We start from the raw sequence: 25,893 nt of genomic DNA on the forward strand, positions 1-25,893 counted from the left end.
GGCGGTCCGGAATTAGCGATCAAGCATACCATCGGCGTGCACGGCAGGTCACCCGAGCTATCCCCGATCTCAGCGGAGCAGACATGTCCCATTCGATCCTCTGGAGCCTCGTGCTCGCCATCCACCTGATCGGAATGACCGCCTGGGTCGGCGGCATGGTCTATGCCGTCTTCATCGTGCGGCCCAGCCTGGGACTGCTGGATGCGACACAGCGCGCCTCGGTGCACCTGCAGACCCTGACCCGCTTCTTCCGCATCGTCTGGCACACGATGCCGACGGTTCTGGTCACCGGATGGCTGATGATCCTGCATGAGGGCGGCTTCGCCGCCGTGTCGTGGCAGGTGAACGCGATGCAGGTGCTGGGCCTGGCGATGGCGGCCCTGTTCGCCCGGATCTATTTCGGCCCGTTCCAGAAGGTCCGGCGCGCCATCCGCCCGCAACCCGCGACCTTCGACAGCATCCGGTCGCTGGTGATGATCAATATCGGAATGGGGTTCCTGACCATCCTGGCCGCCGCGATGGCGCGCGGGCTGTAGGCCCCGCGCGCCGCGCCCGCTACAGGACCGGCAAGGGGGCCGCGCCCATCACCGTGATGCGCCCGGCGCTGAGGATCGCCGCGGTGTTGATCAGCGAGAGGTGGGAGAACGCCTGCGGGAAATTGCCCACCTGCCGCCCGGTCACGGCGTCATATTCCTCGGCCAGCAGGCCGAGATCGCTGCACAGCGCCAGCAGCCGGTTGAACAGGGCATGGGCTTCCTCCATCCGTCCCTGGGCGACATAGGTATTCACCAGCCAGAACGAGCAGGCGATGAACGAGCCCTCGCCCCCCGCGACACCCTCGACCGCATGGTCGGGAAGGTAGCGGCGGACGAATCCGTGCTCGTCCAGCAATTCGCGTTCGATGGCGGCGATGGTGCCGGCCACGCGCGGGTCCTCGGCGGGCAGGAAGCCGACGACCGGGATCAGCAGCAGCCCGGCATCCAGCCCGCTGCCGCCAAAATACTGCACGAAGCTGTTCTTTTCGGTGTTGAAGCCCTCGCGGCAGACCGTGTCGTGGATTTCCTGCCGCAGGGCCTTCCATTCCTCCAGCGGGGCTTCCAGCCCGTATTTCTCGACATCGCGAATCGCCCGGTCGAATGCCAGCCAGCAGGAGATCTTGGAGACCGTGAACTGGCGCCGGCCGCCCCGCACCTCCCACATGCCCTCGTCGGGCTCCTTCCAGATCGTGGCCAGGTGCGTCAGCAGCCCGACCTGCAGCCGCCAGCCGTCGGTGATCGCGGACAGGCGCGTCTGACGCGCGACATGCAGGGCGGAGATCGCCTCGCCATACACGTCGAGCTGCAATTGCCCGGCGGCGGCGTTGCCGATCCGCACAGGGGTCGAGCCCGCATAGCCCGGCAACCACCCGGCCTCCCATTCGTTCAGCAGGCGTTCACCGCCGATGCCGTACATGATCTGTACCTGGTCGGGACTGCCGGCGACGGCGGCCTGCAGCCAGTTGCGCCATTCCATCGCCTCCTCATAATAGCCGCCGGCCATGATCGCGATCAGGGTCAGCGAGGCGTCGCGCAGCCAGCAATAGCGGTAATCCCAGTTGCGACCGCCGCCCAGTTCCTCGGGCAGCGAGGTGGTCGGGGCGGCGACGATTCCGCCCGTGGGCTGATAGATCAGCGCCTTGAGCGTCAGCAGCGACCGCCGCACCACCGGCGCGTGCTCGCCCTGATAGGTGCAGCGCGAGATCCAGTCCGCCCAGAACTGTTCCGTCCGGCGCAGCGCGGCCAGCGCGTCGATCGGGTCCGGCACCGGGCCGTGCGATTCCAGGTGCGTCAGCACGAACGGCACCTGGTCGCCCTCGGACACGATGAAGCGGGACACGGTGTGGCGGTCCTCGCCATGCAGGGCGACGGGGCAGCGCAGCACGCAGCGCGACGGGCCCGCAATGGCGGTGATGCCCATATTGTCCGGCAGGCGCGTGACCCAGGGTACGGACAGGCCGTAATCGAAGCGCAGCACCAGCCAGTTCAGGACCGGAACCGAGCCCCTTCGTCCCTCGACGATGCGGATCAGGGTCGGGGTTTCGGTGCCGATGGCCATGAAATCCAGGACCGCGATCGCGCCGGTACGGGTTTCGAACACGGTTTCCAGCACCATGCCCTGCTCGCGGTACGAGCGGGTGATCGAAACCGGCTCGCCGCCGCGTTCGTCGTCCGGGGCCAGCAGCCAGTGCCCGTTCTCGCCATCGCCCAGCAGGGCGGCGAAACAGGCCGGACTATCGAATCGTGGCCAGCACAGCCAGTCGATCGATCCGTTCCGCCCCACCAGCGCACAGCTTCGACCATCGCCGATCAGCCCGTAATCCTCAATTTTCAGCGGCTCGACAGTGACCACGACACCTCCAAGGGACACGACGCCAGGACCCGTTGCAACCCGATACGCATGAACCCGTATCCCCAACGCTCCGCGCTTGATTTTCGTTCCGTTTGTCGATAGGGACAGACACGCGGAATCGGGGGATTCGCCTTCATTTTCGCAAGGCCCTGCTTCGTTGCAGGAAAAACAGGCCGAAATGCCTGCCGAACCGCATCGTGGCGGAACGAACGGGACCACACCACTGACACGTTCGAGAGAATTTTGAGCGCCAAGACGAATGCCTCCCCTTCGGCCGCGCAAGAAGCCGAAGCCCATCCCGTCGCCCTCGTTCCGTCCGCCACGGACGCAGAGTCGCCCGCCGACGAATCGCCTGTTCCGGATGCCGGGGAGTCCGCCGCCCCGCAACCGCTCTTTTCCGACCTGGGGCTGTCCGACCCGATCCAGCGCGCGATCGACGACATGGGATACCGCCATCCCACGCCGATCCAGGCGCAGGCCATTCCTTATGTGCTGATGGGGCGCGACGTGCTGGGCGTGGCCCAGACCGGGACAGGCAAGACCGCGTCCTTCACCCTGCCGATGCTGGAAATCCTGTCCGGATCACGGGCGCGGGCGCGCATGCCGCGATCGCTGATCCTGGAGCCGACGCGCGAGCTGGCGCTGCAGGTGGCCGAGAATTTCGTCAATTACGGCAAGTATCTGAAGCTGAATCACGCGTTGCTGATCGGCGGCGAGAGCATGGCCGAGCAGAAGGACGTGCTGAATCGCGGCGTCGACGTGCTGATCGCGACTCCGGGCCGGCTGATCGACCTGTTCGAGCGCGGCGGCCTGCTGCTGACGCAGACGCGCCTGCTGGTGATCGACGAGGCCGACCGCATGCTGGACATGGGGTTCATCCCGGATATCGAGAAGATTGTCGCCATGCTGTCGCCCGTGCGGCAGACGCTGTTCTTCTCGGCCACCATGGCGCCGGAGATCCGCCGCCTGGCGGACATGTTCCTGCAGAACCCCAAGGAAATCACCGTCAGCCGCCCGTCCTCGGTCGCCACCACCATCGAGACCGGGCTGGTCGTCGTCGACGAGGCCGACAAGCGGCGGGTGCTGCGCCGCATGCTGCGCGACGACGCGGTGCAGAACGCCATCGTGTTCTGCAACCGCAAGCGCGATGTCGATGTCCTGTACAAATCGCTGGTGAAGCATGATTTCTCGGCCGGGGCGCTGCATGGCGACCTGCCGCAGTCGGTCCGTTTCGCGACCCTGGAGCGTTTCAAGTCCGGCGAACTGAAGATCCTGGTCTGTTCGGACGTGGCCGCGCGCGGCATCGATATCGGCGGCCTGTCGCATGTCTTCAATTTCGACCTGCCGTTCCATGCCGAGGATTACGTCCACCGGATCGGCCGTACCGGCCGCGCCGGGCGATCCGGCCATGCCTACAGCCTGGCGACCCCGTATGACCGCGCGCTGGCCGAGGCCATCGAAACGCTGATCGGCCATGCGATTCCCCGGCTGGAGGTCGAAGGCGTGACCCAATTGGAATGGTCCGAGGAATCGGGCACCCGTGGCGGGCGTGGCCGTGGTCGCGGCAAGGGCAAGGCCCCGGACCGGCGGGGCGGCAAGCCCGACCGCGCCCGGAACGACGCCACGCCAGCCGAGGACAAGGCCGAACCCGTCGCGCCCCCCCAGCCCGTTTCCGCCCCCGTTCCGCCCCCGTCCCCCGCGGCCGTCCCCGCCGAGGCGGCGTCGCCGCGCCGGTCCGGCCCGAACCGCCAGCGGGACCGCGATCGCGACCGGCATGCCGAGGACGGGATATCCGGCCAGAACGGGACGGTCATCGGGTTCGGCGACGACGTCCCCGCCTTCATGACGCTGCCCCGGCGGGGCCCGCCATCGTGCCCGGTGTCGATGAGGTGATCGACGAGACGGCCTGAGAAAGGCCGGGGCCCTGCCCTTCGAAACCCCATTCGCCTGGATGACATGACGATCGAAGCCGATATCGCCCTTCTGGGCACGGACGGGGACGGCATTGCCCGCACCGCCGAAGGCGACCGCCTGTTCATCCCCGGCGCGCTGCCGGGCGAGCATGTCCTGGCCGACCGGGTGGACGAACGCACCGCCCACCTGACATCCATCCTGCGGCCCAGCCCGGACCGGGTGACGCCGCCCTGCCCGCTGTTCGGAACCTGCGGCGGATGCGCGATCCAGCATCTGTCGCTGGCCGCCGCGCTGGACTGGAAGGCCGGGCTGGTCGTCCATGCGCTGGAGCGCGCCGGATTCGCCGCCCCCGCGATCACCGGAACGGTCCAGAGCCCGCCCGGATCGCGCCGGCGGATCGACCTGGCGGTCCGGCGCCGGCCGGAGGGCGTATGCATCGGGCTGCATGCCCGGCGCGGCGACGTGGTGGACCTGACCGCCTGCCCGGTCCTGGAACCGGCGCTGTTCGCCCTGCTCCCGGCCCTGCGTGCCGTGATGCAGTCGCTGGGGGCTCTGCGGCGCGACGGTGACGCCCTGATCAACATGCTGGATTCAGGCCCCGACCTGCTGCTGGCGACCGACGGCCCGCTGGAAGCGGCGGACCGTGCCAAGCTGGCGTCCTTTGCCCGCGACCACCGGATTCCCCGCATCGCCTGGCGCCGTGCGGGCACGACGGACGTGCCGGAAACCGCCGCCCAGACCGCATCGGTTCGGCATGAACTGTCCGGCGTCGCCACCATGCCGCCGCCCGGCGCGTTCCTGCAGCCGACGCGCGAGGGCGAGGCCGCGATCATCGCCGCCGTACTGGCCGGCCTACCGCGCCGACTGGTGCGGAAGGATACGGTGATCGAACTCTATGCCGGGTGCGGCACGCTGTCCTTCGCGCTGGGGCAGCACGTGCGCACCCTGGCGTTCGAGGGACAGCCCGACGCGGTCGCGACCCTGCGCCGCGCCACGACGGGCACGCGCGTGGTCGCCGAACAGCGCGACCTGAACCGCCAGCCGGTGATGGCGCGCCAGATTGCCGACGCGCGGGCGGTGGTGCTGGACCCGCCTTATACCGGGGCCGGGGCGCAGATGGCCGAGATCGTCGCCGGCCGGCCGGAGCGAATCGTCTATGTCAGTTGCAATCCGCAGGCGCTGGGCCGCGACGCCGCCGGACTGCAGGCGGCGGGCTATCGCCTGGACGGCGTGACGATCATCGACCAGTTCCTGTGGTCGACCGAGGTCGAAGCCGTCTGCGTCTTCACCGCCCCACCCGCCCCCCGCCGCCGGACGCGGTAATCACGGCGCTTTGGGTGACGACAGGGCCTGCCTTGCGCTAGGCTTGACCTGCTGTTCTGCATCAAGACGGTCTGTCCGGCCGGAGAGCCTGCCGCTGACGAAACCGGGCTGTGCCCGTCACGCTGGTATCGAACGTCCATCGGAAGCGATCGGGGCGGGTATGGCGAGCAAGGATGAACCGGATGAAGCCGAAACAACCGCGTCCAGTGTCGCGACGGCCCTGATCCGGATTTACGGCGCGGTGGCCATCGGCACGATCCGACGCCATATCAGCCGGTGCGTGGAGGACAACCTGACCGACGAGGCCGAATTCTGGCTCCGGGTCAGGAACCGGGCCACCGTGCTGCTGAGAACGTCCCGCTGGAAAAGCGACACGATCCATTGATCGGTCACATTCCACTGCAATTCCTGTTACGCTCCGAGTCCGACATCTTAGGAAAGTGGACTCATGACCACACGCAGGTTCTTCATTATTTTCGGCCTTGTCGGACTATTCAGCGGCACGGCGATCATGCCCGCCTCGGCCCAGCTTGCCGCGCCCGCCCTCCGTCACGGCGAGGGGGTTCGCATTGCCGCGGCGCTGAGCAACCGCGACCGGCCGGAGGCGGACCGTGCGGCGGACGCAAACCGCAAGCCCGCCAGCCTGCTGGCTTTCGCCGGCGTCAGGCGCGGGATGAACGTCGCGGACATCATGCCGGGCCAGGGCTATTTCACGCGGATCTTCAGCAATCTGGTCGGCGCGGGCGGCCATGTCTGGGCGGTGGTCCCGGCCGCGCGCCTGGCGCAGAATCCCAGGGCGGCGGACGCGGTCAAGGCGATTGCCGCCGATGCATCCTTCGGCAACGTCACCGCACTGGTCCAGAAGCTGGATGCGCTTTCGTTTCCCAAGCCCCTCGATCTCGCCTGGACATCGCAGAATTATCACGACGTCTATTACGGCGCCGGACCGGATGCGGCGCTCGCCCTCGACAAGGCGGTTTTCGCGTCACTCCGGCGGGGCGGGACCTTCATGGTGGTGGATCATGTCGCCAATCCCGGCATGACGCCGGACGCGGTCCGCAAGCTGCATCGGATCGACCCCGCCATCATCCGCCAGCAGGTCGAGGCCGCCGGCTTCCAGTTCGAGGGCGAGAGCAAGCTGCTGGCCAATCCCGCGGATTCCCACACCCTCACGGTCTTCGACCCGTCGATTCGCGGCCATACCGACCAGGTCGTGCTGAAATTCCGCAAGCCCTGATCCTCAAGAAGAACAGGAGGGGACCGAATCTGCTGCTGGACCTGGCAGGCGCGCCGGACCTGCAGCAGGCCCGCCAGGCCGGGCTCTTTCCGCTGACTCTCGGGGACCCGGGATCAGACGTGGAAGCTCTCGCCGCAGCCGCAGCGTCCCTTTTCGTTGGGATTGCTGAAGGTGAAGCCGGATTCGAGCTGTCTGGTCTCGTAATCCATCGTCGTGCCGATCAGGAACAGCGTCGCCTTGCGGTCCACCAGCACGGTCACGCCCTTGTCGGTCACGACCTCGTCCCCGGGGCCGGCGGCATCGACGAAGTTCATGTCGTAGGCGTGGCCCGAGCAGCCCTTGGTCGAGACCGCGATGCGCAGCTTCTGGCCGGCATGCGCGGTTTCGTACAGCACGCGCAGCCGGTCGGCCGCCCGGTCGGTCAGCGCCATCAGCGGTGGCAGGGGCCGCGCGGGGCGCGAGGGCGTGGCCGTGTGTTCGGTCGGAAGGGTCATAGGCGTCCTCCTGGGAATGATCAGAACATGTTCAGGGCCAGGCGGGCATCGTCGCTCATGCGCGACATGTCCCATGGCGGGTCCCAGACGATTTCGACATCGGCGCTGGTCACGCCCGCGACGGCGCGCACGGCTTCCTGCACCTGGGCCGGCAGTTCCTGGGCGCTGGGGCAATTCGGGGCCGTCAGCGTCATCTCGATATGCACGGCACCGTCGCGGTGCAGGTCGATGGCGTAGATCAGGCCCAGTTCGTAGATATTCACGGGAATTTCCGGATCGTAGACGCTGGCGATCGCGGCGATCACCGAATCCTCGTCCGGGGCATCCGATTCCGTCCGCGCGTCGGCGGCCGGCATGTCGTCCGGCGTCCAGCTTTCGACCGATCCCCCCTCGGCCGTCGCGGGGGGAGCGAACGAAAATGCCTCTTCCGCCGGTCTGGTCGCGGGTTCGTCCATCGCTTCCGTCTTCTCGGGTTGTGCGTTCATCCGCCTCATCCCTCCTTCGACTCGTTCAACGCGTCATCCAGCGCCGACCACGGCAATGTGGCGCAGCGGATTCGCGAGCGGTGCCGGTGCAGGCCGGCGAAAGTCGCCAGTTCGGGGTTCGGCGCGTCGCCCCCGGTCCGCAGCATGTCGGTGAAGGCGCGGGACAGAACCCCCAGTTCCGCGACGCTGCGCCCCGGCGCCAGGTCGGCCATCATATCGGCCGAGGCGACGCAGATGGCGCATCCCCGTGTCTGATGCCGGACCATCACGACCCGGCCCGCCGCGTCCAGCGTCACACCCAGCCGCACCCGGTCGCCGCACATCGGATTCGTGCCCTCGCCCTGATGGGTCGCCCCGTCCAGCGGGCCGGCATGAACGGGCGCGCGGGCCCGCTCGATCACCTGCCGCTGGTAGAGCCCGTCCTGGTCCATCGTCCTCTTCCCCCCGCGCCTTACAGGAAGAAGGAGCGGATCTGCTCCAGCGTCCTGGCCAGAGCGTCCACCTCCTCGCGCGTCGTATAGAGGCCGAAGCTGGCCCGCGCGGTGGCGGACAGCCCCAGGCGCCGCATCAGCGGTTCCGCGCAATGATGGCCGGCCCGGATCGCGATGCCGTTCCGGTCCAGCAGGGTGGCGATGTCATGCGGATGCACGTCGTCCATGGTGAACGAGATCACGCCGCCGCGTTCGACCGGCGACCCCACCACGTGCAGGCCGGGCACCTCGCCCAGCCGCCGCAGCGCATGGTCCAGCAGCGCGGATTCATGCGCCGCGATGGCGTCATATCCCACCGATTCGACGTAGGAGATGGCGGCCCCCAGCCCGATGGTCTCGATAATGGCGGGCGTGCCGGCCTCGAACTTGTGGGGCACGGTCGCCCAGCTCGATCCCTCGAACCGGACGGAGGAAATCATGTCGCCCCCGCCCAGGAAGGGCGGCATTTCCTCCAGCAGTTCGCGCCGCCCCCACAGCACGCCGATGCCCGTGGGGCCGTACAGCTTGTGCCCGGTGAAGGTGTAGAAATCGGCGTCGATCGCCCGCACGTCCACCCGGTGATGGACCACCATCTGGCTGCCGTCGAACAGCACCCGCGCACCGGCGGCATGCGCGATGTCCGCGATCTTGCGCGCCGGGGTGATGGTGCCCAGCACGTTGGACATGTGGGTGACGGCCACCAGCGCCACCTTGCCGTCATCCAGCAGCCGCGCCAGGGCATCCAGTTCCAGGTCGCCGGAATCGCTGATCGGCGCCACGCGCAGTTCGATGCCCGCGCGGTCGCGCAGCATCTGCCAGGGCACCAGGTTGGCGTGATGCTCCATTTCCGAGATCACGACCGCCTGGCCCGGACGCATCAGGCTGCCGAAGGAATGGGCGACCAGGTTGATCGCCTCGGTGCTGTTGCGCGTGAAGATGATTTCCTCGCGCGCCGCACCGATCAGGCCGGCGACCTGGTCGCGCACGCCCTCGTACGCGTCGGTGGTCCGCTCGCTCATCCAGTGCAGGCCGCGATGGATGTTGGCGTACTGGGTACGCATCGTCTCCGCCATCGCCTCGATGACCGGAAGCGGCTTCTGGGCCGAGGCCGCGCTGTCCAGGAAGACCAGCGGCTTGCCGTGCACCCTCTCGTTCAGGATCGGGAAATCGTCGCGGCGGGCGCGCAGGGCGTCGATCGGGTCGGGCATGACGGCGGGCGAGACATCCATGTTACGCGTCCTTCCGGTTCCACCAGGATTCGACCGCGCGATCCAGCACCGCGCGCAGGCTCTCGTCCCCGATCAATTCGACCGCATCGTGCAGGAAGGCCTTGACCAGGATGGCGCGGGCTTCATGCTCGGCCACGCCGCGGCTGCGGAGATAGAACAATTGATCCGGGTCCAGCGCCCCCACGGTCGCACCGTGGCTGCAGCGCACGTCGTCGGCATAGATTTCCAGTTCCGGCTTGGCGTCGATCTCGGCGGTATCGGACAGCAGCAGCGCCTGATTCATCTGGTAGCCGTCGGTCTTCTGCGCAATGCGTTCCACCAGGATCTTGCCCTGGAATACCCCGCGCGCATGGCCCGACAGCACATTCTTCACCGTCTGGCGCGAATTGCACGCCGGCGCCGCATGGGTGATGACGCTGGTCAGGTCGGCCACCTGCCGCCCGTCCAGCAGTTGCGCGCCGTTCACGTGCACGATCCCGCCTTCGGCCGCCAGCCGGGCGTGGACCTCGTGCCGCGCCAGCGAAGCGCCCAGGGTCAGGGTGAAACTGTCATAGCTGGCGCCCGCGCCGACTTCGGCGTGGATGACGGCCAGGTGCTGCGCCGCCGGGTCCTCGGCCTGCAGCTTGGCATGGATCAGGGCGGCATTATCCGCGACCGTGATGTCGAAGACCGGGTTGTGCAGGTAGGCCCCGCGCCCGACCGCGAGGTCCAGCACAGACAGGCGCGCGCCCTGGTCCAGCACGATACGGTGCCGGGGATGGACGGACAGCGGCGCGGAGTCCGCCACCGTCACCGACAGCAGCAGCATCCGCCCGGCATCGACGCCCGGCCCCACATGCAGCACCAGCCCGTCATCGGCCAGCAGCGTGTTCAGCGCCGTCGCGACATCGTCGTACGGCGGCGATTCGTCCCGCGCGGTCAGGCGCGTGACCGTCACGCCGTCGGGCAGGCGCGACAGCGCGGCATCGAACCGGCCATCGACCACGACGGCGCGCGGCAGGTCCGCATCCAGGGCGAACTCCCGCTCGGTCTCGGCCACGATGGCGTGGACCGCCGACATGTCGGGCCGGGCCGGCGCGGCGGCGAACGGAATGTCGGCCAGGGCCCGCAGCGAGGTGTATTTCCAGGCCTCGACCCCGGTGCGCGGCAGGCCCGAAGCCCGCAGCAGCGCGGCGGCGCGGTCGCGCGACGGGTTCGCGCCCGCCTGCCCGTCATACCGGGCCAGGAAGGACGCGGCGCTGGCGCCGGCGGTCCTGCCCCCCCGGGCGACCGCGTTCTCGGCGACCGCGTTCACGCGGCCTCCGCCAGGAAGCGGGCATAGCCCTGGGCCTCGAGCTGCTTCGCCAGTTCGGGACCGCCGCTGTGGATGATGCGCCCGCGCGCCATCACATGGATGCGGTCCGGGACGATATAGTCCAGCAGGCGCTGGTGATGGGTGATGACCAGGGCCGAGAAATCGGGCGCGCGCAGCGAATTGACGCCTTCGGCCACGATGCGCAGCGCATCGATGTCCAGTCCGCTGTCGGTTTCGTCCAGAATGGCGAAGGAGGGCTGCAGCATGCGCATCTGCAGCACTTCGTTGCGCTTCTTCTCGCCGCCCGAAAAGCCCACATTCACGTTGCGCTTCAGCATGTCGTCAGACATCGACAGATGCTTGGTTTCCTTGCGCACCGCCTTCAGGAAGGCCACCGCGTCCAGTTCGTCCTGGCCCCGGGCGCGACGCACCGCGTTGACCGCCGTGCGCAGGAAATTCGCGTTGTTCACGCCGGGCAGTTCGACCGGCGCCTGGAAGGCCAGGAACAGGCCCAGCGCCGCGCGCGCCTCGGGGTCCAGCGCCAGCAGGTCCTGGCCCTTGAAGGTCGCGGTGCCGGCCGTCACCTCGTAATCCTCTCGCCCGGCCAGGACATAGGACAGCGTGGACTTGCCCGACCCGTTGGGCCCCATGATCGCGTGGACCTCGCCCGCGGGGATGTCGAGATCGACGCCGCGCAGGATCTCCTTCTCCACTCCGCCATCCGAAATTCTGGCGCACAGGCCGGCGATCCGTACAAACTCGTTGCTCACGTCACTCATCTCCGTTCAGCCGACGCTGCCTTCCAGGCTGATCTGCAGCAATTTCTGGGCCTCGACCGCGAATTCCATCGGCAGTTCCTTCAGCACGTCCTTGCAGAACCCGTTGACGATCAGCCCCACCGCGTCCTCCTCGGACAGGCCGCGCTGGCGGCAATAGAACAGCTGGTCTTCCGAGATCTTGGAGGTCGTCGCCTCGTGCTCGATCTTCGCCGACATGTTGCGGCTTTCGATGTAGGGCACGGTGTGCGCCCCGCATTGGTCGCCGATCAGCAGGCTGTCGCACTGGGTGAAATTCCGCCCCCCCGACGCCTTGGGCATCATCCGCACCAGGCCGCGATAGGTGCTGTCGGAATGGCCGGCGCTGATGGTCTTGGCGATGATCGTCGAACGGGTGTTCCGTCCGATATGGATCATCTTGGTCCCGGTATCGGCCTGCTGGTGGTTGTTGGTCACCGCGACCGAGTAGAACTCGCCCACCGCGCCGTCGCCCTGCAGGATGCACGACGGATATTTCCAGGTGATGGCCGAGCCGGTTTCGACCTGGGTCCAGGAAATCTTGGACCGCGCGCCCCGGCAGGCGCCGCGCTTGGTGACGAAGTTATAGATGCCGCCCCGCCCGTTCTCGTCGCCCGGATACCAGTTCTGGACGGTCGAATACTTGATCGACGCATCGTCCATCGCCACCAGTTCGACCACCGCCGCGTGCAGCTGGTTCTCGTCGCGCATCGGCGCGGTGCAGCCTTCCAGGTACGAGACCGAGGCCCCGTCCTCGACCACGATCAGCGTGCGTTCGAACTGGCCGGTATTGCGCGCATTGATGCGGAAATAGGTCGACAGTTCCATCGGGCAGCGCACGCCCCTGGGCACGTAGACGAACGATCCGTCGGTGAAGACGGCGGAATTCAGCGCGGCATAGAAATTGTCGGCCACCGGCACCACGCTGCCCAGGTAGCGGCGCACCAGGTCGGGATGCTCGCGCACCGCCTCGGAGATCGGGCAGAAGATGACGCCGGCCTTGGCGAGGGTCTCGCGGAACGTGGTGACGACCGAGACGCTGTCGAACACGGCATCGACGGCGACGGGGGCGCGTGCCTCCTGCCCCTCGGGCACCTCGACGCCGGCCAGCAGCGCCTGCTCGTGCAGCGGGATGCCCAGCTTCTCGTAGGTGCGCAGCAGTTCGGGATCGACCTCGTCCAGCGATTTCGGGCCGGTCTTCTTCTTCGGCGCGGCATAGTAATGCGCGTCCTGGAAATCGATCGGCGGATGGCTGACCTTCGCCCAGGTCGGCTCGGGCATCGCCTGCCAGGCCTGGAACGCCTTCAGCCGCCATTCCAGCAGCCACTCGGGCTCCTGCTTGCGGTGCGAGATCAGGCGGATCGTGTCCTCGGTCAGGCCCTTGGGGGCCAGATCCATCTCGATCTCGGTCTCGAACCCCCATTTATAGGTGGATTGACCCAGGCCTTCGACCGTATCGCGGGTTTCGGCAACCGCTGGCATCTCTTTCCTCTCCCTCAGACCGCGACGGCCGGGCCGGCGCCGGATGTATCCTGGAGCCCGTGACGGCCCCCCTGCCCTTCGACGCATGGGCCCTGGACACCCTGGCCGTGCGCGCGCATGTCGGCCAGCGTGATCGCGGACAGGGCCCCGCGGATCGCATCGTTGACCGCATCCCATTGCCCGCACACGCCGCAGAACGGGCGCGTGTCGCACCCGCCGCCATCCACGCATGCCGTCAGCGAAATCGGCCCGTCCACGGCGGTAATGACCCGCGCCACGGAAATATCGTTCAACGGACGGGCCAGCCGGTATCCCCCCCGCGCGCCGCGCAGGGATACCACCAGGTCATGGACCGCCAGGATCTTCAGCACCTTGGCCACGGTCGGTTCGGGAATACCCGTCGCCTGCGACAGCGCGGGCGAGGTCATCACCTCGTCCTCCTGCGCCAGACGGACCAGGGCCACGACGGCATAGTCGGTCAGCTTCGACAGCTTCAGCATCCGCGCCCCTTTCCTACCCGGCCTGTGCACCCCCGGCCTGTACGCCAGAGACATAACGGACCAAATCAGTCCTGATTTACCCAGATGCTTCGCCGCGACGCCAGCGTCAAGTGCAATCGGCGCAGTTCAGCACCCCTTTGGCCGCGCCACCGGCCGTACGATGCGGGCCGGCGATGCCGAGATCACCTTTTGGCGATAAGGGATATCGCCCCGCGGAGCGTCAGCCGGCGCCCCGGCCGAAGAGCAGTTGCAGCAGCAGCGACAGGCCCGCCCCGGCCAGGAAACCGACCAGCGTGCCGTTCAGCCTGACGAACTGCAGGTCCTTGCCGACCCGTAATTCCAGGCGCGACGACAGCAGGTCGGCATCCCATCCCGCCACCACCGAGGCGATGAAGCGCGACAGGCGTTCGCGCAGGAACGGCAGGCTGCCCAGGATCATGCGCCGCGCGGTGCAGACCATCCGCTCGCGCAATGCCGCATCGGTGCGCATCTGGTCGGCCAGGCGCAGCAGCGTGTCCTGGACGATCGACGCGGACCATCCGTCGGGGCGGCGCATGTCGGCCTCGATCATCACGCGCATCCGCCGCCAGACATCGCCGCTCCAGCCCCGGATACTGTCATGGGTCACCACGCCCATGATCGCGCCGGTGATGTCCTGGCGGCGTTCGGGGTCGGTCTCGATCCGGTCGATCTCGCCACGGACCCAGTTCGTGAAGCTCTCGCGCAGTTCCGAGTTCTGGGGATCGACACGGTCCAGTTCCTGGTTCACCGCGACCAGGACCTTGGTCGCGATCGACCCGCCGATGGCCCAGCCCAGGACGCGGCCGCCCTGCTCGCGCACGCGGTCCTCGATCATCGCGCGCAGCGATGCCTCCTTGGCCTTCAGCCCGTCCTTCAGCCGGGCCAGCAGGAAGGACAGGACTTCCTGGTGCCGGTCGCCCTCGACCAGCGCGCGCAGGGTCCGCGCCACGATGGGGGCCACGTCCTCGCCGCCCAGGATCATGGGCATGATCCGGCCCATGGCCGATCCGGCACGGCCATCCTCCAGCCGGTTCATCACCCCGGGGGCCGCGCCGGCCAGCATGCGGCTGACGGTCTCCGCCGTCGCGGGGTCGTCCAGCAGGCCGGCCACGATTTCCGGCAGGTCGATCCGGTCCAGCGCCGCGTTGACGTCGTCCTCGGTAAAGACATGGGTGGCGACGAAACGGCCCAGCGCCTCGCCCAGCCGGGCCTTCTGGGCCGGCAGGATGGCGGTATGGGGAATCGGCAGGCCCAGCGGATGGCGGAACAGCGCGGTGACGGCAAACCAGTCGGCCAGCCCGCCCACCACCCCGGCCTTGGCGCCGGACCGCAGGACATCCAGCCAAAGCCCGTCCCCCACCAGGCCCGCGGCCGGCGCCGCGTATCCCGCGGCGGTCAGCACGCCCATCCCCGCCAGCAGTCCCGTGGCCGCGCGACGGTAGCGCCGCAGATTCAGCCAGGCTGCCCTGTCCGCTTCGGACAGCGTGTTCTCCGCAGTGGGGATCGTGTTCATCCCTCCGTGGATACCACCCCCCGCGCGCCGACCCAAGCACCCCCCACGCCGGCCGCCGGTCACATTGATGCTGCCCGCGAAGGCCGCCCGGGGGGCCGCCCGGGGGACCGACAGCCCCGGTTTCGGCGAAATTCGGCGTGAAGTTGCCCCGGCAGACATTGCGATGGGAACGCGAACATGGAACCTTGCCGCCACGCACGGAATGGATGATTGGGCCCCGCGATGACCGATACCCCCACCCGCGATGCGGCAGAGATGCTGCTCGACCTTACGCGGCAAGCTGTCGCGGATCACGAGAACTCGTCATCGGGCAATCCCATCATCGCCCTGGCGCGCCGAATCGGCCGCCAGCTGACGGCCGGCACCCTGACCACCGACACGCTGGAACAGGTGGTGCGCCAGTTGCGCGACACGGCGTTCCGCGACCGGGCGGCGCGGCTGCATGCCTATGTCGGGGGCACGGACGATGCCGCCATCGCCGGGCGGATGCGCGGCGTGGCGCAGACCGTCGCCAGCGAACCCGGACCGGACGGCACCCCGCCGAATTTCGGGCATTTCCGCAAGAACCTGGAACGCAGCCGCTTCGCGGCCGTGTTCACCGCCCATCCGACCTTCGCCCTGGCCAATCCCGTCTATGACGTGCTGGCGACGCTGGCGTCGTCCGATGACGGGCGCACCGGCACGGTGCCGGCCCTGGCCACCCACCGCCGCCCCGCCCCGCCGACGCTGGAGGAAGAATTCGCCCTGGCATCGGCCGCGATCGTGCGCGGGCGCAACGCGCTGGACCGGCTGACCGGAATCCTGCTGGCCGAGGCCCGCACCCGCTGGCCCCACGAATGGTCGGTGCTCAGCCCCCGGCCCGTGATCCTGACCACCTGGGTCGGGTACGACACGGACGGGCGGACCGATATCGGCTGGTGGGACACGATCCGCCTGCGGCTGCGCATGAAGCGCCTGCAGCTTGAACGGCTGCGCGACCAGATCACCCCGCTGCGCCCGGTGGCCGACGGGCTGCATGAACGCGTGGCCCGCGCGCTGGACGCGGTCACGGACCAGATCGAGGCCTGCCCCGTGGGCGCGGCGCCCGGCCCCGATTCCGTCGCCGCATTCGCCGCCGTGCTGATCGGCCGGCGCGAGGACGCGATCATGGGCGCCAGCGAACTGGCGTCCTCGTTCCAGGAAGCCATCGACACCGCGCCGCCGGACGACCGGATGGCCCTGGCCGTCGCCCGGGCCGGCCTGATGGCCCACGGCATGGCCGCAGCCCACACCCATGTCCGGCTGAATTCGACGCAGATCCACAACGTCGCGCGCCAGCGCCTGGGCATCGACGACAGTCCCGAGATCCCGTCGCAGCGCCGCGCGCTGCTCAGCCGCATCAACGAGGCACTGGACCACGTCCAGCCGGTCAACATCGATTTCGGATCGCTGCTGGTCGAACAGGCGACGGCCGCGCGCCTGATGATGACGGTGCGCCAGATCGTGCGCCACATCGACCGCGAGAGCCCGGTCCGTTTCCTGATCGCCGAGACCGAGAGCGGCTATACGCTGCTGGCCGCCCTGTGGCTGGCCCGGACCTTCGGCATCGAGGAACATGTCGAGATCTCGCCGCTGTTCGAGACGCAGGAGGCGCTGGAGAACGGCGCCCATATCGTCGAGGAAGCGCTGCATTCCCCGCACTGGCGCGAGTATCTGCGCCGCACCGGCAAGCTGAGCCTGCAATTCGGCTATTCCGATTCCGGCCGCTATGTCGGGCAGCTGGCCGCGACCTACCTGATCGAGCGGCTGCGGCTGAAGATCTGCGAATTGCTGCGGCGCTGGAACCTGACGGATGTCGAGGTCATCCTGTTCGACACCCATGGCGAGAGCATCGGGCGCGGCGCGCATCCGTTCCGCCTGTCCGACCGGCTGGATTACCTGTCGCCGCTGCACGCCCGCGCCGTCTTCGCCGATGCCGGCCTGCGCATCCGCGAGGAAACGGCCTTCCAGGGCGGTGACGGCTATCTGCTGTTCGGCACCCAGGCGCTGGCCGACGCGACCATCAGCATCATCGCGTCGCATGTCTTCGCGCATACCGTGGTCGATCGCGACCCGGTCTATGACCAGCCCGATTTTTCGGCCGATTTCTTCTCGACCATCGGGGCCGGCATGGCCGGACTGGTCGAAGATCCGGGCTATGCCGCGCTGCTGGGCGCCTTCGGCCCGTCGCTGATCGACAAGACGGGGTCCCGCCCATCGGCCCGGCAGAGCGATTCCGGCGCCGCCGCCAGCCGCATCACCCACCCCAGCCAGCTCCGCGCCATTCCCAACAACGCCATCCTGCAGCAACTGGGCTGGTGCGCGAACACCATCCAGGGGCTGGGCACGGCCGCCGCCCGCCACCCCGAGACGTTCGAGGAATTCCTCAGCCGCAGCCCGCGCTTCCGCCGGGCGCTGGATTTCGCATCGCATGCGCTGGCGCATTCCGACGATACGGTGCTGCGCGCCGTGGTCTACATGCTGGACCCCGACATGTGGCTGGACCGCGCCACCGCCGAGTCCGACCCCGCGCGGCGCGATGCCTACCTGGCGCTGATGCACGGGCTGGAGCGGCTGAATTTCTGGGCCAGCACCCAGGCCATGTTCCGCCGCATCCAGTCGGACCACCTGGCGCTGCGCCGCGCCTGGCAACAGGCCCCCGCCATGGGGGCCGAGGAAAAGCTGCTGCACGCGATCCGCATCGCCACCATCGAGCGGATCTGGCTGCTATCCACCCGCATTCCCTACTTTTCGCCGCGCAACGCCTTTTCGCGCGACGAACTGACGACGCGAGTGCTGTGCCTGGAAATTCCCGCCGCGCTGCGGGAGCTGGACTATATCTTCCCCTCGGTCACCGGCGGCGGACTGGACCTGGATTATCACGAGGACCACGGCCCACGGAACGAAGGGGCCTATATCCGCGAGCACGCCGAGATTTTCGAGCCGATGCTGCACCTGTTCAATCTGGTCCGTGAAACCGGCATGGCGATCATGCACCATGTCGGGGCCTTCGGCTGAACGCTTCGCCCGAACGCCGCACCCGCCGGACCTGGCAGGTGCGCGAGGCCGCGCCGCCGGTCGGGCAGCCGCTGGCGGCCGCACCCGGCATCCGGCGGATCGTCGCCCCCAATCCCGGAGCGATGACCGGGAACGGCACCAATTGCTGGCTGGTCGATCATCCCGGGGGCACCGCGATCATCGATCCCGGATCGGACGATCCCGCCCACCTGCACGCCATTCGCGCAGCGGCGGGTCCCGTCACGCATATCCTGCTGACCCATACGCATCGCGATCATCTGACGGGCGCGCGCCCCCTGGGGGCCGCGACGGGCGCGCCGGTCTGCGGCTTTCGCCATAGCGCCGTCGCCGATTTCACCCCCGATATCGCACTGGATGACGGCTCCGCCATCGCCGGCCTGACGGCCGTGCATACCCCCGGCCACGCCACCGATCATCTCTGCTTTGTCACGGCGGACGGCATCGTGTTCACCGGGGACCACATCATGGGCTGGTCCACGACGATGGTCCCCCCGGCCCCGCAGGGTTCGGTCCGCCAGTTCCTCGACGGGCTGGCGCGAATCGATGCGCTGGACGCGCGCCTGCTGCTGCCTGCCCATGGGCCCTCGATCACCGCCCCCGCCGCCTGCATCCGGGCCCTGATCGACCATCGCCTGACGCGCGAGGCCACCATCCTGGCGGCCCTGGATGCCGTCCCGGCCACGCTGGAGGACATGATGCGCCGCGTCTATCGCGCCGTGCCCCCGGCCCTGCATCGCGCGGCGGAGATGAACCTGCTGGCGCATCTGGAAAAATTGCGGGAGGACGGGCACGCGGTTCACGGGCATGATGGCTGGCGCGTCGCCCCCGGCCGCCCCGGCCGCGCGGGCAGCCCCCATCCGGCATAAGCCCGGTATTCCCCCCCTCTCCGGCCCCTGCGTGCCGGACGATCCTGTTCGGAGAGAGAGTTGAAGACACGCCTGTCGCTTTTGCTATCGGCCTCGCTGCTATGCCTGGGCCAGATGCCCGCCCGGGCCGATGACCGCGCCGATGCGCCCCATGCCGTCCACGCCCCCGCCCATGCCGCGCCGGCGGTGGAGCGGACCAGCAGCGGAACCGTGACGATCGGCGGCAAGACCATCGCCTATCAGGCCGTGGCGGGCACCCTGCTGGTACATCCGCAGAAATGGGACGATTCGGACGATATCGTCCATCAGGAGACCCCGGGCAGCGACGTCCACACCACCGACGGCAACCCCGACGCCACGGCGTCGATGTTCTATGTCGCCTATTTCCGCAAGGATGCCCGGCCCGAATCCCGGCCCATCACCTTCGTCTCCAACGGCGGGCCGGGATCGTCCTCGGTGTGGCTGCACATGGGCGCGTTCGGTCCGCGCCGGGTGGTGACCGCCGACGATACCCATACCCCCGCCAGCCCCTACCGGCTGATCGACAATCCGCAGAGCCTGCTGGACGCGACCGACCTGGTCTTCATCGACGCGCCCGGCACCGGCTTCGGCCGGATCACCGGCAAGGACAAGGAAAAGCAGTTCTGGGGCGTGGATGAGGACGCACAGGCCTTCACCAGCTTCGTCACCCAGTTCCTGGCGAAATTCGGCCGCTACAATTCGCCCAAATACCTGTTCGGCGAAAGCTACGGCACCATGCGGTCCGCCGTGTTGATCAACGATCCGCAGAACCAGGAAAACATCGATTTCAACGGCGTGATCCTGCTGTCGCAGATCCTCAGCTACGACAACAGCGTCGACCAGCCGACGCTGAATCCCGGCGAGGACGAACCCTTCGTCCTCGCCCTGCCGACCTATGCCGCCACGGCGTGGTACCATCACAAGCTGCCGCAGCAACCCGCCGACCTGAAGGCCTTCCTGGCCGAGGTCGAGCATTTCGCCAGCACGGACTATCTGGTGGCCCTGCAGCAGGGCGCGGCGCTGCCGCAGGCCGAGCGCGCGCGCATCATCGACCGGCTGCATGCCTATACCGGCCTGCCCGCCGATTATATCCGCCGGGCCGACCTGCGGATCGACGGCGGCGAGTTTTCCAAGACCCTGCAATCGGACAGCGACACGACCACCGGGCGGCTGGATACCCGCTTCTCGGGCCCCAGCCTGGACCCGCTGAGCCAGGAGGCCGGGTATGATCCGCAATCGACCTCGATCAGTTCGGCGTACGTGTCGCTGTTCAACGACTATGTGCGCAAGGTCCTGAATTATGGCGATGGGCTGGCCTACCGGGCGGAAATCGCCATCCCGCACTGGGATTTCCACCATGCCCCCGGCGGCCCCGACACCCCGGCCTCGGACGGGCCCGCCAACGTCATGCCGGACCTGGCACAGGCGCTGAAGACCAATCCGACGCTGAAGATCATGCTGAACGCCGGATATTTCGACCTCGCCACCCCGTATTACGAGGGGATCTACGAAATGCAGCATCTGCCGGTCCCGGCAGCGCTGCAGAAGAACATCGAATTCCAGCAATATCAGTCCGGGCACATGGTCTATGCCAACGTGCCGTCCCTGACGCAACTGCATGACAATATCGCGGATTTCATCCGGCGCACGGACAACCAGGCCGGGCCGCAATAAGGAAGACCCGGTCGTTTCTCCATAAAAAAAGCCGGCCCCGCGAGGGGCCGGCTTCTTTCGTTGCGATCCGGTCGGGATCAGGCCGACTTGGCCATGATCTCTTCGGCCACGTTGCGCGGCACCGGGTCGTAGTGATGGAACTGCATCGTGAAGGACGCACGGCCCTTCGTGATCGAACGCAGGTGCGAGATGTAGCCGAACATTTCCTTCAGCGGCACCTGCGCGCGGACCATGACGGTCGAGCCCGAGCTTTCCTGGTTCTGGATCATGCCGCGGCGACGGTTCAGGTCGCCCACCACGTCGCCGACATGGTCGTTCGGCGTCGTGACCTCGACATCCATGATCGGCTCCAGGATCACCGGGCCGGCCTTCTTCATGCCTTCACGGAAGCAGGCCTTGGCGGCGATTTCGAACGCCAGCGCCGAGGAGTCGACGTCATGGTACTTGCCGTCCAGCAGCGTGTACTTGAAGTCCACGGTCGGGAAGCCGGCCAGCACGCCCGTCGAGGCCTGCATGCGGATGCCCTTTTCGACCGCCGGAATGTATTCCTTCGGCACGGTGCCGCCGACGACCTTGTTCTCGAACTTGATCTCCTCGTTCCGCTCCAGCGGCGCGAACTGGATCTTCACTTCGGGGAATTGGCCCGAACCACCCGACTGTTTTTTGTGGGTGTAGGTCTCGACATGCGGCTGGGTGATCGTCTCGCGATAGGCCACCTGCGGCGCGCCGATATTCGCATCCACGCCGTATTCGCGGCGCAGACGGTCGATGATGATGTCCAGGTGCAGCTCGCCCATGCCCGACAGGATGGTCTGGCCGGTTTCCTGGTCCGTCTTCAGGCGCAGCGAGGGGTCTTCACCCGCCAGCTTCTGCAGCGCCAGCGTCATCTTCTCGACGCCGTCCTTGGTCTTCGGCTCGACCGAGATGTCGATGACCGGCACCGGGAAGCTCATACGCTCCAGCACCACCGGATCGGCGGCATCGGCCAGCGTGTCACCGGTCTGCGTGTCCTTCAGGCCCACGAACGCGGCGATGTCGCCGGCGTGGACTTCCTTCACTTCCTGGCGCTTGTCGGCGTGCATCTGGAAGATGCGGCCGATACGCTCCTTGTGGCCCTTCGTGGTGTTCAGGACCGAATCGCCCGAACGCAGCACGCCGCGATAGACGCGCACGAAGGTCAGGGTGCCGTACTTGTCGTTGATGATCTTGAACGCCAGGCCGGCGAACTTGCCGTCCGGATCGACCGGGATGATCGGCAGCTTGTTCTCGTCGACCTCTTCGTCCTCGGGCGGCGCGATGCGGATGCCCTCGACATCGTCAGGCGCCGGCAGGAAGTCGATGACCGCGTCCAGCAGCGGCTGCACGCCCTTGTTCTTGAAGGCCGTGCCGCACAGGACGGGACGGAACTCACCCGAGATCGTGCCCTTCTTGATGCAGCGCTTCAGGGTCGCGACATCGACGTCGCCGTTCTCGAAATACTCCTCCATCGCCTTCTCGTCGACGGACAGGGCGGTGTCGAGCAGTTCCTGACGGGCTTCCTTGGCCTTTTCCAGCAGGTCGGCCGGGATTTCCTCGTCATGGTACTTCGCGCCCAGCTCACCGCCTTCCCAGACAATGGCCTTCATCTCGACCAGGTCGACCACGCCGACGAAGTTTTCCTCGGCCCCGATCGGCAGCTGGAGCGGAATCGCGACGATGTCCAGCTTCTCCTTCAGCGTGTCGAACGCGCGGTAGAAGTCGGCGCCGGTGCGGTCCAGCTTGTTGATGAAGATGATGCGCGGAACGTTGTAGCGGTCCGCCAGGCGCCAGTTGGTCTCGGACTGCGGCTGCACGCCGGCCACGCCCTCGATGATGAACACCGCGCCGTCGAGCACGCGCAGGCTGCGGTTCACCTCGATGTTGAAATCGATGTGGCCAGGGGTGTCGATGATGTTGATGCGGCGACCATTCCATTCGCAGGTGACGGCGGCCGAGGTGATCGTGATGCCACGCTCGCGTTCCTGGTCCATGTAGTCGGTCGTGGTGTTGCCCTCATGGACCTCACCGATCTTGTGAGAGACGCCGGTGTAATACAGAATCCGCTCGGTGGTCGTGGTCTTGCCGGCATCGATGTGCGCGGTGATGCCGATATTGCGAATCAGCGAAAGATCGGACTTTTCGGACACGGGGGAACCTCCACAAAACAATTCAGGCGCGAACGGAACCCTTCCCCTCGCGCCTGCCGGAGCCGGAAGCTGCCCCCGCCCCGAAACCGGGGTTCCGGAAGATGCAGACCGGCGAAATAGACAGTTGGGCCTGACATGCGTCAGGCGCCTGGAACATGCAAGCCCGGTTCGACCGAAAAGTCGCGCCGGGCCCGATGCCGGAACCTTACGCCGTGGCTTCGGCCTTCTTTTCCTTGGCGCGCAGGATGCGGCGCTTCAGGGCCTGGGCCTCGGTCGGCAGCTTGCGGTTCGGGGTCGACAGCAGGAACGCGTCCAGACCACCGTTATGCTCGACCGTGCGGATGCCGTTGGTGCTGAGGCGCAGACGCACGGCGCTGCCCAGGATATCGGACAGCAGGGACGTTTCCTGCAGGTTGGGCAGGAAACGGCGGCGGCTCTTGTTGTTGGCGTGGCTGACGTTATTTCCCGTCAGCACGCCCTTGCCCGTGATCTGGCAACGGCGAGACATGGTATCATCCTCGGATAACTGGGGCCGAGGCAAGATGCCCGGCAACGATCGTCAAGATTAGGCGCGGCTTATGGCCAAGGTAGCGGGGTCCGTCAAGCCGAAAGGAACGATTCGAGGCATTTTCGCCCGATTCACCCTCCCCTTGCCGCCCCCCGGCCGCCCTGCGCTATTCGGGCCGGGACACCGCGTCGCGGTCGGGATGCAGGTCGCCCGAGCGGACGCTGTGCATGGCGTTTTCCAGCATGGCCAGCATCGTGGCCTGGTTCATCGTCCGGGCCAGCAGGCCCAGCGAGCCACCCAGCAGGGCGGAGGCGATGGCGATGGGCGGCAGATTCTCGCCCAGCATGTATTCGATGGCCTTGTCGACCACCGCGCCGCAATGGCTCAGTTCCTCGGGCACCGATCCGTCCTGGCCCAGGGTGGGGTCTTCACCCGGGGTGGGGCCCTGTGTCTCGGTCATCTCACGCTCTCCCTCGTTCTTTCACGACCGTCCGCGCGGCCGCATGGCGGCGCAAGGTGCCCCCGTTCACGCCGGAAGGCCAGCCCCGCTATACTTCCTCGTCCTCGCGCTCCTCGGCCTGGGCCGCCCACATGCGGGCATAAAGTCCGTCGCGGGCCAGCAGGCTGCGATGGGTACCGCGTTCCTGGATCACGCCCTCTCCCATCACAAGGATTTCATCCGCATCGACCACGGTCGACAGACGGTGGGCGATGATGACGGTCGTCCGCTCGGCCGAAACCGTGCGCAGCGCGGTCTGGATTTCCTGTTCGGTGTGGGTGTCCAGCGCGCTGGTGGCCTCGTCCAGGATCAGGATGCGCGGGTTCTTCAGGATGGTGCGCGCGATGGCCACGCGCTGCTTCTCGCCCCCCGACAGCTTCAGCCCGCGCTCGCCCACCCGGGTCGCGTATCCGTCTGGCAGGCTGACGATGAAATCATGGATCTGCGCCAGCCGGGCCGCGTGCTCGATCTCGTCCCGCGACGCCCCCAGGCGGCCATAGGCGATGTTGTAGCCGATCGTGTCGTTGAACAGCACCGTATCCTGCGGCACCACGCCGATCGCCGCCCGCAGCGCCGCCTGGGCGTAGTCGCGCACGTCGTGCCCGTCCACCACGATCCGGCCCGAACTGACGTCATAGAAACGGAACAGCAGGCGGCTGATGGTCGATTTGCCCGCGCCGGTGGGGCCGACGATGGCCACCCGGCCGCCCGCCGGAACACTGAAGCTGACATCGTGCAGGATCTCGCGGTCCGGCCGGTAGGCGAAGCGGACATGCTCGAAGCGGATCGCCGCCGCCGGTGCCTCGTCCAGCCGGGCGGGCAGGCCGATCGAATCCGGCCGGTCGACGATTTCGGGCGTTTCGTCGGTCAGCCGGAACATCTGCTCCAGGTCCACCAGCGCCGTCCGCAGCGACGAATAGATGCTGCCCAGGAAATTCAGCGGCAGGTAGAGCTGCATCAGGTAGGTATTGACCAGCACGAACCGCCCGACCGTCAGCCGCCCCTGCGCCACGTCGTGCGCCGCCAGCAGCATGACCAGGGTCAGCGTCACCGCGATGATGGCCGCCTGCCCGAAATTCAGCCCGTTCAGCGATACCTGGGTCCGCACGGCGGCGCGTTCGTAGCGGCGCTGGGCCTCCTCGTACCGGTGGCTTTCATGCTCCTCGTTGCCGAAATACTTGACCGTCTCGTAGTTCAGCAGGCTGTCCAGCGCCTTCCAGCTTGCCTCGGTATTGATGTCGTTCATCACGCGCCGGATGCCGATGCGCCAGGACGTGAAGCTGACCGTGAAGCCGACATAGGCCGCGACCGCGGCCAGCATGATGACGGCATAGCGCCAGTCAAACAGGCGCCAGATGACCGCGATGACCATCAGCGCCTCGATCAGCGTGGGCACCACATTGAAGACGCCGACGCGCAGGATCGTTTCGATCGCCTCGGTCCCGCGTGCGATGGCCTGGGTCACGCCACCCGACTGGCGGTCCAGGTGGAAGCGCAGCGACAGGGCATGCATGTGCCGGAAGCTGCGGATGGCCGCGGCGCAACTGATGCGGCAGCGCACCGGGGCGAACAGCGCGTCCCGCCACTCCCCCAGGCCGGCCGACAGCAGCCGCAGCAGCCCGTACCCGCCGATCAGCGCCAGCGGGATGGCCGCCACGCCGGCACCGTCCAGGCCGTGCAGCGCATCGACCACCCGGCTGTAGAGATACGGCACGCAGATCGTCGCGACCTTGGCGGCGATCAGCAGGGCGCATGCCCCCGCCACGCGCAGGCGGGTGCGGGGATCGTCGCGGGGCCAGAGATAGGGCAGCAGCGCGCGCAGGGTCTCGCGCACCGGGCGTTCCGGCGCGCGCCCGGTATGGGATGGGGGCGGTGTCATGCCACTGGATGTGGCATGCGCGCGTTGATTTGCAAACAGCGTGCCACACGACGGGGGCCGGAAAGCGGCATTGTCACGAT

General features: G+C 67.6%; 22 protein-coding genes. 8 read left to right on the plus strand and 14 right to left on the minus strand.

Annotated features, from left to right (window positions below; translation table 11 throughout):
• Positions 1-83 precede the first annotated feature (83 nt).
• Complete coding sequence (locus GDI_RS14435) at positions 84-536, plus strand: CopD family protein (RefSeq protein ID WP_012227358.1); 453 nt, start codon at positions 84-86, stop codon at positions 534-536.
• A 19-nt stretch (positions 537-555) separates the two neighbouring features.
• Here the strand turns inward: GDI_RS14435 and GDI_RS14440 are convergent, their stop codons facing one another.
• The gene (locus tag GDI_RS14440; RefSeq protein ID WP_012554884.1) at positions 556-2,388 is read right to left on the minus strand and encodes a glycoside hydrolase family 15 protein; all 1,833 of its coding nucleotides are present in this window, start codon (positions 2,386-2,388) and stop codon (positions 556-558) included.
• Between the two features lie 243 nt (positions 2,389-2,631).
• Between GDI_RS14440 and GDI_RS14445 the strand changes: the two genes are divergently transcribed.
• From GDI_RS14445 to GDI_RS14460, 4 genes are all read left to right on the plus strand, one after another.
• On the plus strand, positions 2,632-4,281 hold the full coding sequence (locus GDI_RS14445) for a DEAD/DEAH box helicase (protein WP_157871062.1): 1,650 nt from the start codon (positions 2,632-2,634) through the stop codon (positions 4,279-4,281).
• A 63-nt stretch (positions 4,282-4,344) separates the two neighbouring features.
• A complete protein-coding gene (locus GDI_RS14450; RefSeq protein WP_012227364.1) occupies positions 4,345-5,625 on the plus strand; it encodes a class I SAM-dependent RNA methyltransferase in 1,281 nt (426 codons plus the stop codon).
• 160 nt (positions 5,626-5,785) lie between these two features.
• A complete protein-coding gene (locus tag GDI_RS14455) occupies positions 5,786-6,010 on the plus strand; it encodes a hypothetical protein (protein WP_012554882.1) in 225 nt (74 codons plus the stop codon).
• 63 nt (positions 6,011-6,073) lie between these two features.
• Positions 6,074-6,862 (plus strand): class I SAM-dependent methyltransferase, encoded by a 789-nt coding sequence (locus GDI_RS14460; protein ID WP_012227368.1) that lies wholly within the window; start codon positions 6,074-6,076, stop codon positions 6,860-6,862.
• A gap of 113 nt (positions 6,863-6,975) precedes the next feature.
• Here the strand turns inward: GDI_RS14460 and GDI_RS14465 are convergent, their stop codons facing one another.
• From GDI_RS14465 to GDI_RS14505, 9 genes are all read right to left on the minus strand, one after another.
• Positions 6,976-7,356 (minus strand): HesB/IscA family protein, encoded by a 381-nt coding sequence (locus GDI_RS14465; protein WP_012227370.1) that lies wholly within the window; start codon positions 7,354-7,356, stop codon positions 6,976-6,978.
• A gap of 20 nt (positions 7,357-7,376) precedes the next feature.
• Positions 7,377-7,811 (minus strand): SUF system Fe-S cluster assembly protein, encoded by a 435-nt coding sequence (locus GDI_RS14470; protein WP_041249851.1) that lies wholly within the window; start codon positions 7,809-7,811, stop codon positions 7,377-7,379.
• Between the two features lie 35 nt (positions 7,812-7,846).
• Positions 7,847-8,272 (minus strand): Fe-S cluster assembly sulfur transfer protein SufU, encoded by a 426-nt coding sequence (sufU, locus tag GDI_RS14475; protein ID WP_012227375.1) that lies wholly within the window; start codon positions 8,270-8,272, stop codon positions 7,847-7,849.
• A 20-nt stretch (positions 8,273-8,292) separates the two neighbouring features.
• Positions 8,293-9,540, minus strand: coding sequence for a cysteine desulfurase (locus GDI_RS14480; RefSeq protein ID WP_012227377.1), 1,248 nt, complete (start codon positions 9,538-9,540; stop codon positions 8,293-8,295).
• A gap of 1 nt (position 9,541) precedes the next feature.
• The gene (sufD, locus tag GDI_RS14485) at positions 9,542-10,834 is read right to left on the minus strand and encodes a Fe-S cluster assembly protein SufD (protein ID WP_012227379.1); all 1,293 of its coding nucleotides are present in this window, start codon (positions 10,832-10,834) and stop codon (positions 9,542-9,544) included.
• Positions 10,831-11,604, minus strand: a complete 774-nt coding sequence (gene sufC / locus GDI_RS14490) for a Fe-S cluster assembly ATPase SufC (protein WP_012554879.1) — start codon at positions 11,602-11,604, stop codon at positions 10,831-10,833. Before sufC ends, sufD begins: the two co-directional genes overlap by 4 nt.
• 15 nt (positions 11,605-11,619) lie before the next feature.
• The gene (sufB, locus tag GDI_RS14495) at positions 11,620-13,110 is read right to left on the minus strand and encodes a Fe-S cluster assembly protein SufB (protein WP_012227382.1); all 1,491 of its coding nucleotides are present in this window, start codon (positions 13,108-13,110) and stop codon (positions 11,620-11,622) included.
• A 14-nt stretch (positions 13,111-13,124) separates the two neighbouring features.
• On the minus strand, positions 13,125-13,610 hold the full coding sequence (locus GDI_RS14500; RefSeq protein WP_012227385.1) for an SUF system Fe-S cluster assembly regulator: 486 nt from the start codon (positions 13,608-13,610) through the stop codon (positions 13,125-13,127).
• Between the two features lie 220 nt (positions 13,611-13,830).
• A complete protein-coding gene (locus GDI_RS14505; protein ID WP_041249511.1) occupies positions 13,831-15,144 on the minus strand; it encodes a DUF445 domain-containing protein in 1,314 nt (437 codons plus the stop codon).
• A 222-nt stretch (positions 15,145-15,366) separates the two neighbouring features.
• On the opposite strand from GDI_RS14505, the gene GDI_RS14510 reads away from it, so the two are divergent.
• Genes GDI_RS14510 through GDI_RS14520 form a run of 3 tightly spaced genes read left to right on the plus strand, consistent with a single transcriptional unit; the run spans position 15,367 to position 20,762 of the window.
• Positions 15,367-18,180, plus strand: coding sequence for a phosphoenolpyruvate carboxylase (locus GDI_RS14510; RefSeq protein ID WP_041249512.1), 2,814 nt, complete (start codon positions 15,367-15,369; stop codon positions 18,178-18,180).
• A gap of 38 nt (positions 18,181-18,218) precedes the next feature.
• Complete coding sequence (locus tag GDI_RS14515) at positions 18,219-19,067, plus strand: MBL fold metallo-hydrolase (RefSeq protein ID WP_012227390.1); 849 nt, start codon at positions 18,219-18,221, stop codon at positions 19,065-19,067.
• A 60-nt stretch (positions 19,068-19,127) separates the two neighbouring features.
• Positions 19,128-20,762: a S10 family peptidase gene (locus GDI_RS14520; RefSeq protein WP_012227393.1), complete on the plus strand. Its 1,635-nt coding sequence runs from the start codon at positions 19,128-19,130 to the stop codon at positions 20,760-20,762.
• Between the two features lie 77 nt (positions 20,763-20,839).
• Here GDI_RS14520 and fusA read toward each other — a convergent pair whose 3' ends face one another.
• From fusA to GDI_RS14540, 4 genes are all read right to left on the minus strand, one after another.
• Positions 20,840-22,927 (minus strand): elongation factor G, encoded by a 2,088-nt coding sequence (gene fusA, locus GDI_RS14525; protein ID WP_041249513.1) that lies wholly within the window; start codon positions 22,925-22,927, stop codon positions 20,840-20,842.
• A gap of 205 nt (positions 22,928-23,132) precedes the next feature.
• Positions 23,133-23,435 (minus strand): 50S ribosomal protein L28, encoded by a 303-nt coding sequence (gene rpmB / locus GDI_RS14530; RefSeq protein ID WP_012227397.1) that lies wholly within the window; start codon positions 23,433-23,435, stop codon positions 23,133-23,135.
• A 166-nt stretch (positions 23,436-23,601) separates the two neighbouring features.
• Positions 23,602-23,895 (minus strand): hypothetical protein, encoded by a 294-nt coding sequence (locus tag GDI_RS14535; RefSeq protein ID WP_012554873.1) that lies wholly within the window; start codon positions 23,893-23,895, stop codon positions 23,602-23,604.
• 88 nt (positions 23,896-23,983) lie between these two features.
• Positions 23,984-25,813 (minus strand): ABCB family ABC transporter ATP-binding protein/permease, encoded by a 1,830-nt coding sequence (locus tag GDI_RS14540; protein WP_012227400.1) that lies wholly within the window; start codon positions 25,811-25,813, stop codon positions 23,984-23,986.
• Between the last annotated feature and the right edge of the window lie 80 nt (positions 25,814-25,893).

This window comes from Gluconacetobacter diazotrophicus PA1 5 (genome assembly GCF_000067045.1).
In the GTDB taxonomy this organism is placed as follows: domain Bacteria; phylum Pseudomonadota; class Alphaproteobacteria; order Acetobacterales; family Acetobacteraceae; genus Gluconacetobacter; species Gluconacetobacter diazotrophicus.

Coding starts and splice junctions, on each gene's coding strand:
- GDI_RS14435 (WP_012227358.1), top strand. CDS start 84: ATGTCCCATTCGATCCTCTGGAGCCTCGTGCTCGCCATCCACCTGATC.
- GDI_RS14450 (WP_012227364.1), top strand. CDS start 4,345: ATGACGATCGAAGCCGATATCGCCCTTCTGGGCACGGACGGGGACGGC.
- GDI_RS14455 (WP_012554882.1), top strand. CDS start 5,786: ATGGCGAGCAAGGATGAACCGGATGAAGCCGAAACAACCGCGTCCAGT.
- GDI_RS14460 (WP_012227368.1), top strand. CDS start 6,074: ATGACCACACGCAGGTTCTTCATTATTTTCGGCCTTGTCGGACTATTC.
- GDI_RS14465 (WP_012227370.1), bottom strand. CDS start 7,356: ATGACCCTTCCGACCGAACACACGGCCACGCCCTCGCGCCCCGCGCGG.
- GDI_RS14470 (WP_041249851.1), bottom strand. CDS start 7,811: ATGGACGAACCCGCGACCAGACCGGCGGAAGAGGCATTTTCGTTCGCT.
- sufU (WP_012227375.1), bottom strand. CDS start 8,272: ATGGACCAGGACGGGCTCTACCAGCGGCAGGTGATCGAGCGGGCCCGC.
- GDI_RS14480 (WP_012227377.1), bottom strand. CDS start 9,540: ATGGATGTCTCGCCCGCCGTCATGCCCGACCCGATCGACGCCCTGCGC.
- sufB (WP_012227382.1), bottom strand. CDS start 13,110: ATGCCAGCGGTTGCCGAAACCCGCGATACGGTCGAAGGCCTGGGTCAA.
- GDI_RS14500 (WP_012227385.1), bottom strand. CDS start 13,610: ATGCTGAAGCTGTCGAAGCTGACCGACTATGCCGTCGTGGCCCTGGTC.
- GDI_RS14505 (WP_041249511.1), bottom strand. CDS start 15,144: ATGAACACGATCCCCACTGCGGAGAACACGCTGTCCGAAGCGGACAGG.
- GDI_RS14510 (WP_041249512.1), top strand. CDS start 15,367: ATGACCGATACCCCCACCCGCGATGCGGCAGAGATGCTGCTCGACCTT.
- rpmB (WP_012227397.1), bottom strand. CDS start 23,435: ATGTCTCGCCGTTGCCAGATCACGGGCAAGGGCGTGCTGACGGGAAAT.
- GDI_RS14535 (WP_012554873.1), bottom strand. CDS start 23,895: ATGACCGAGACACAGGGCCCCACCCCGGGTGAAGACCCCACCCTGGGC.
- GDI_RS14540 (WP_012227400.1), bottom strand. CDS start 25,813: ATGACACCGCCCCCATCCCATACCGGGCGCGCGCCGGAACGCCCGGTG.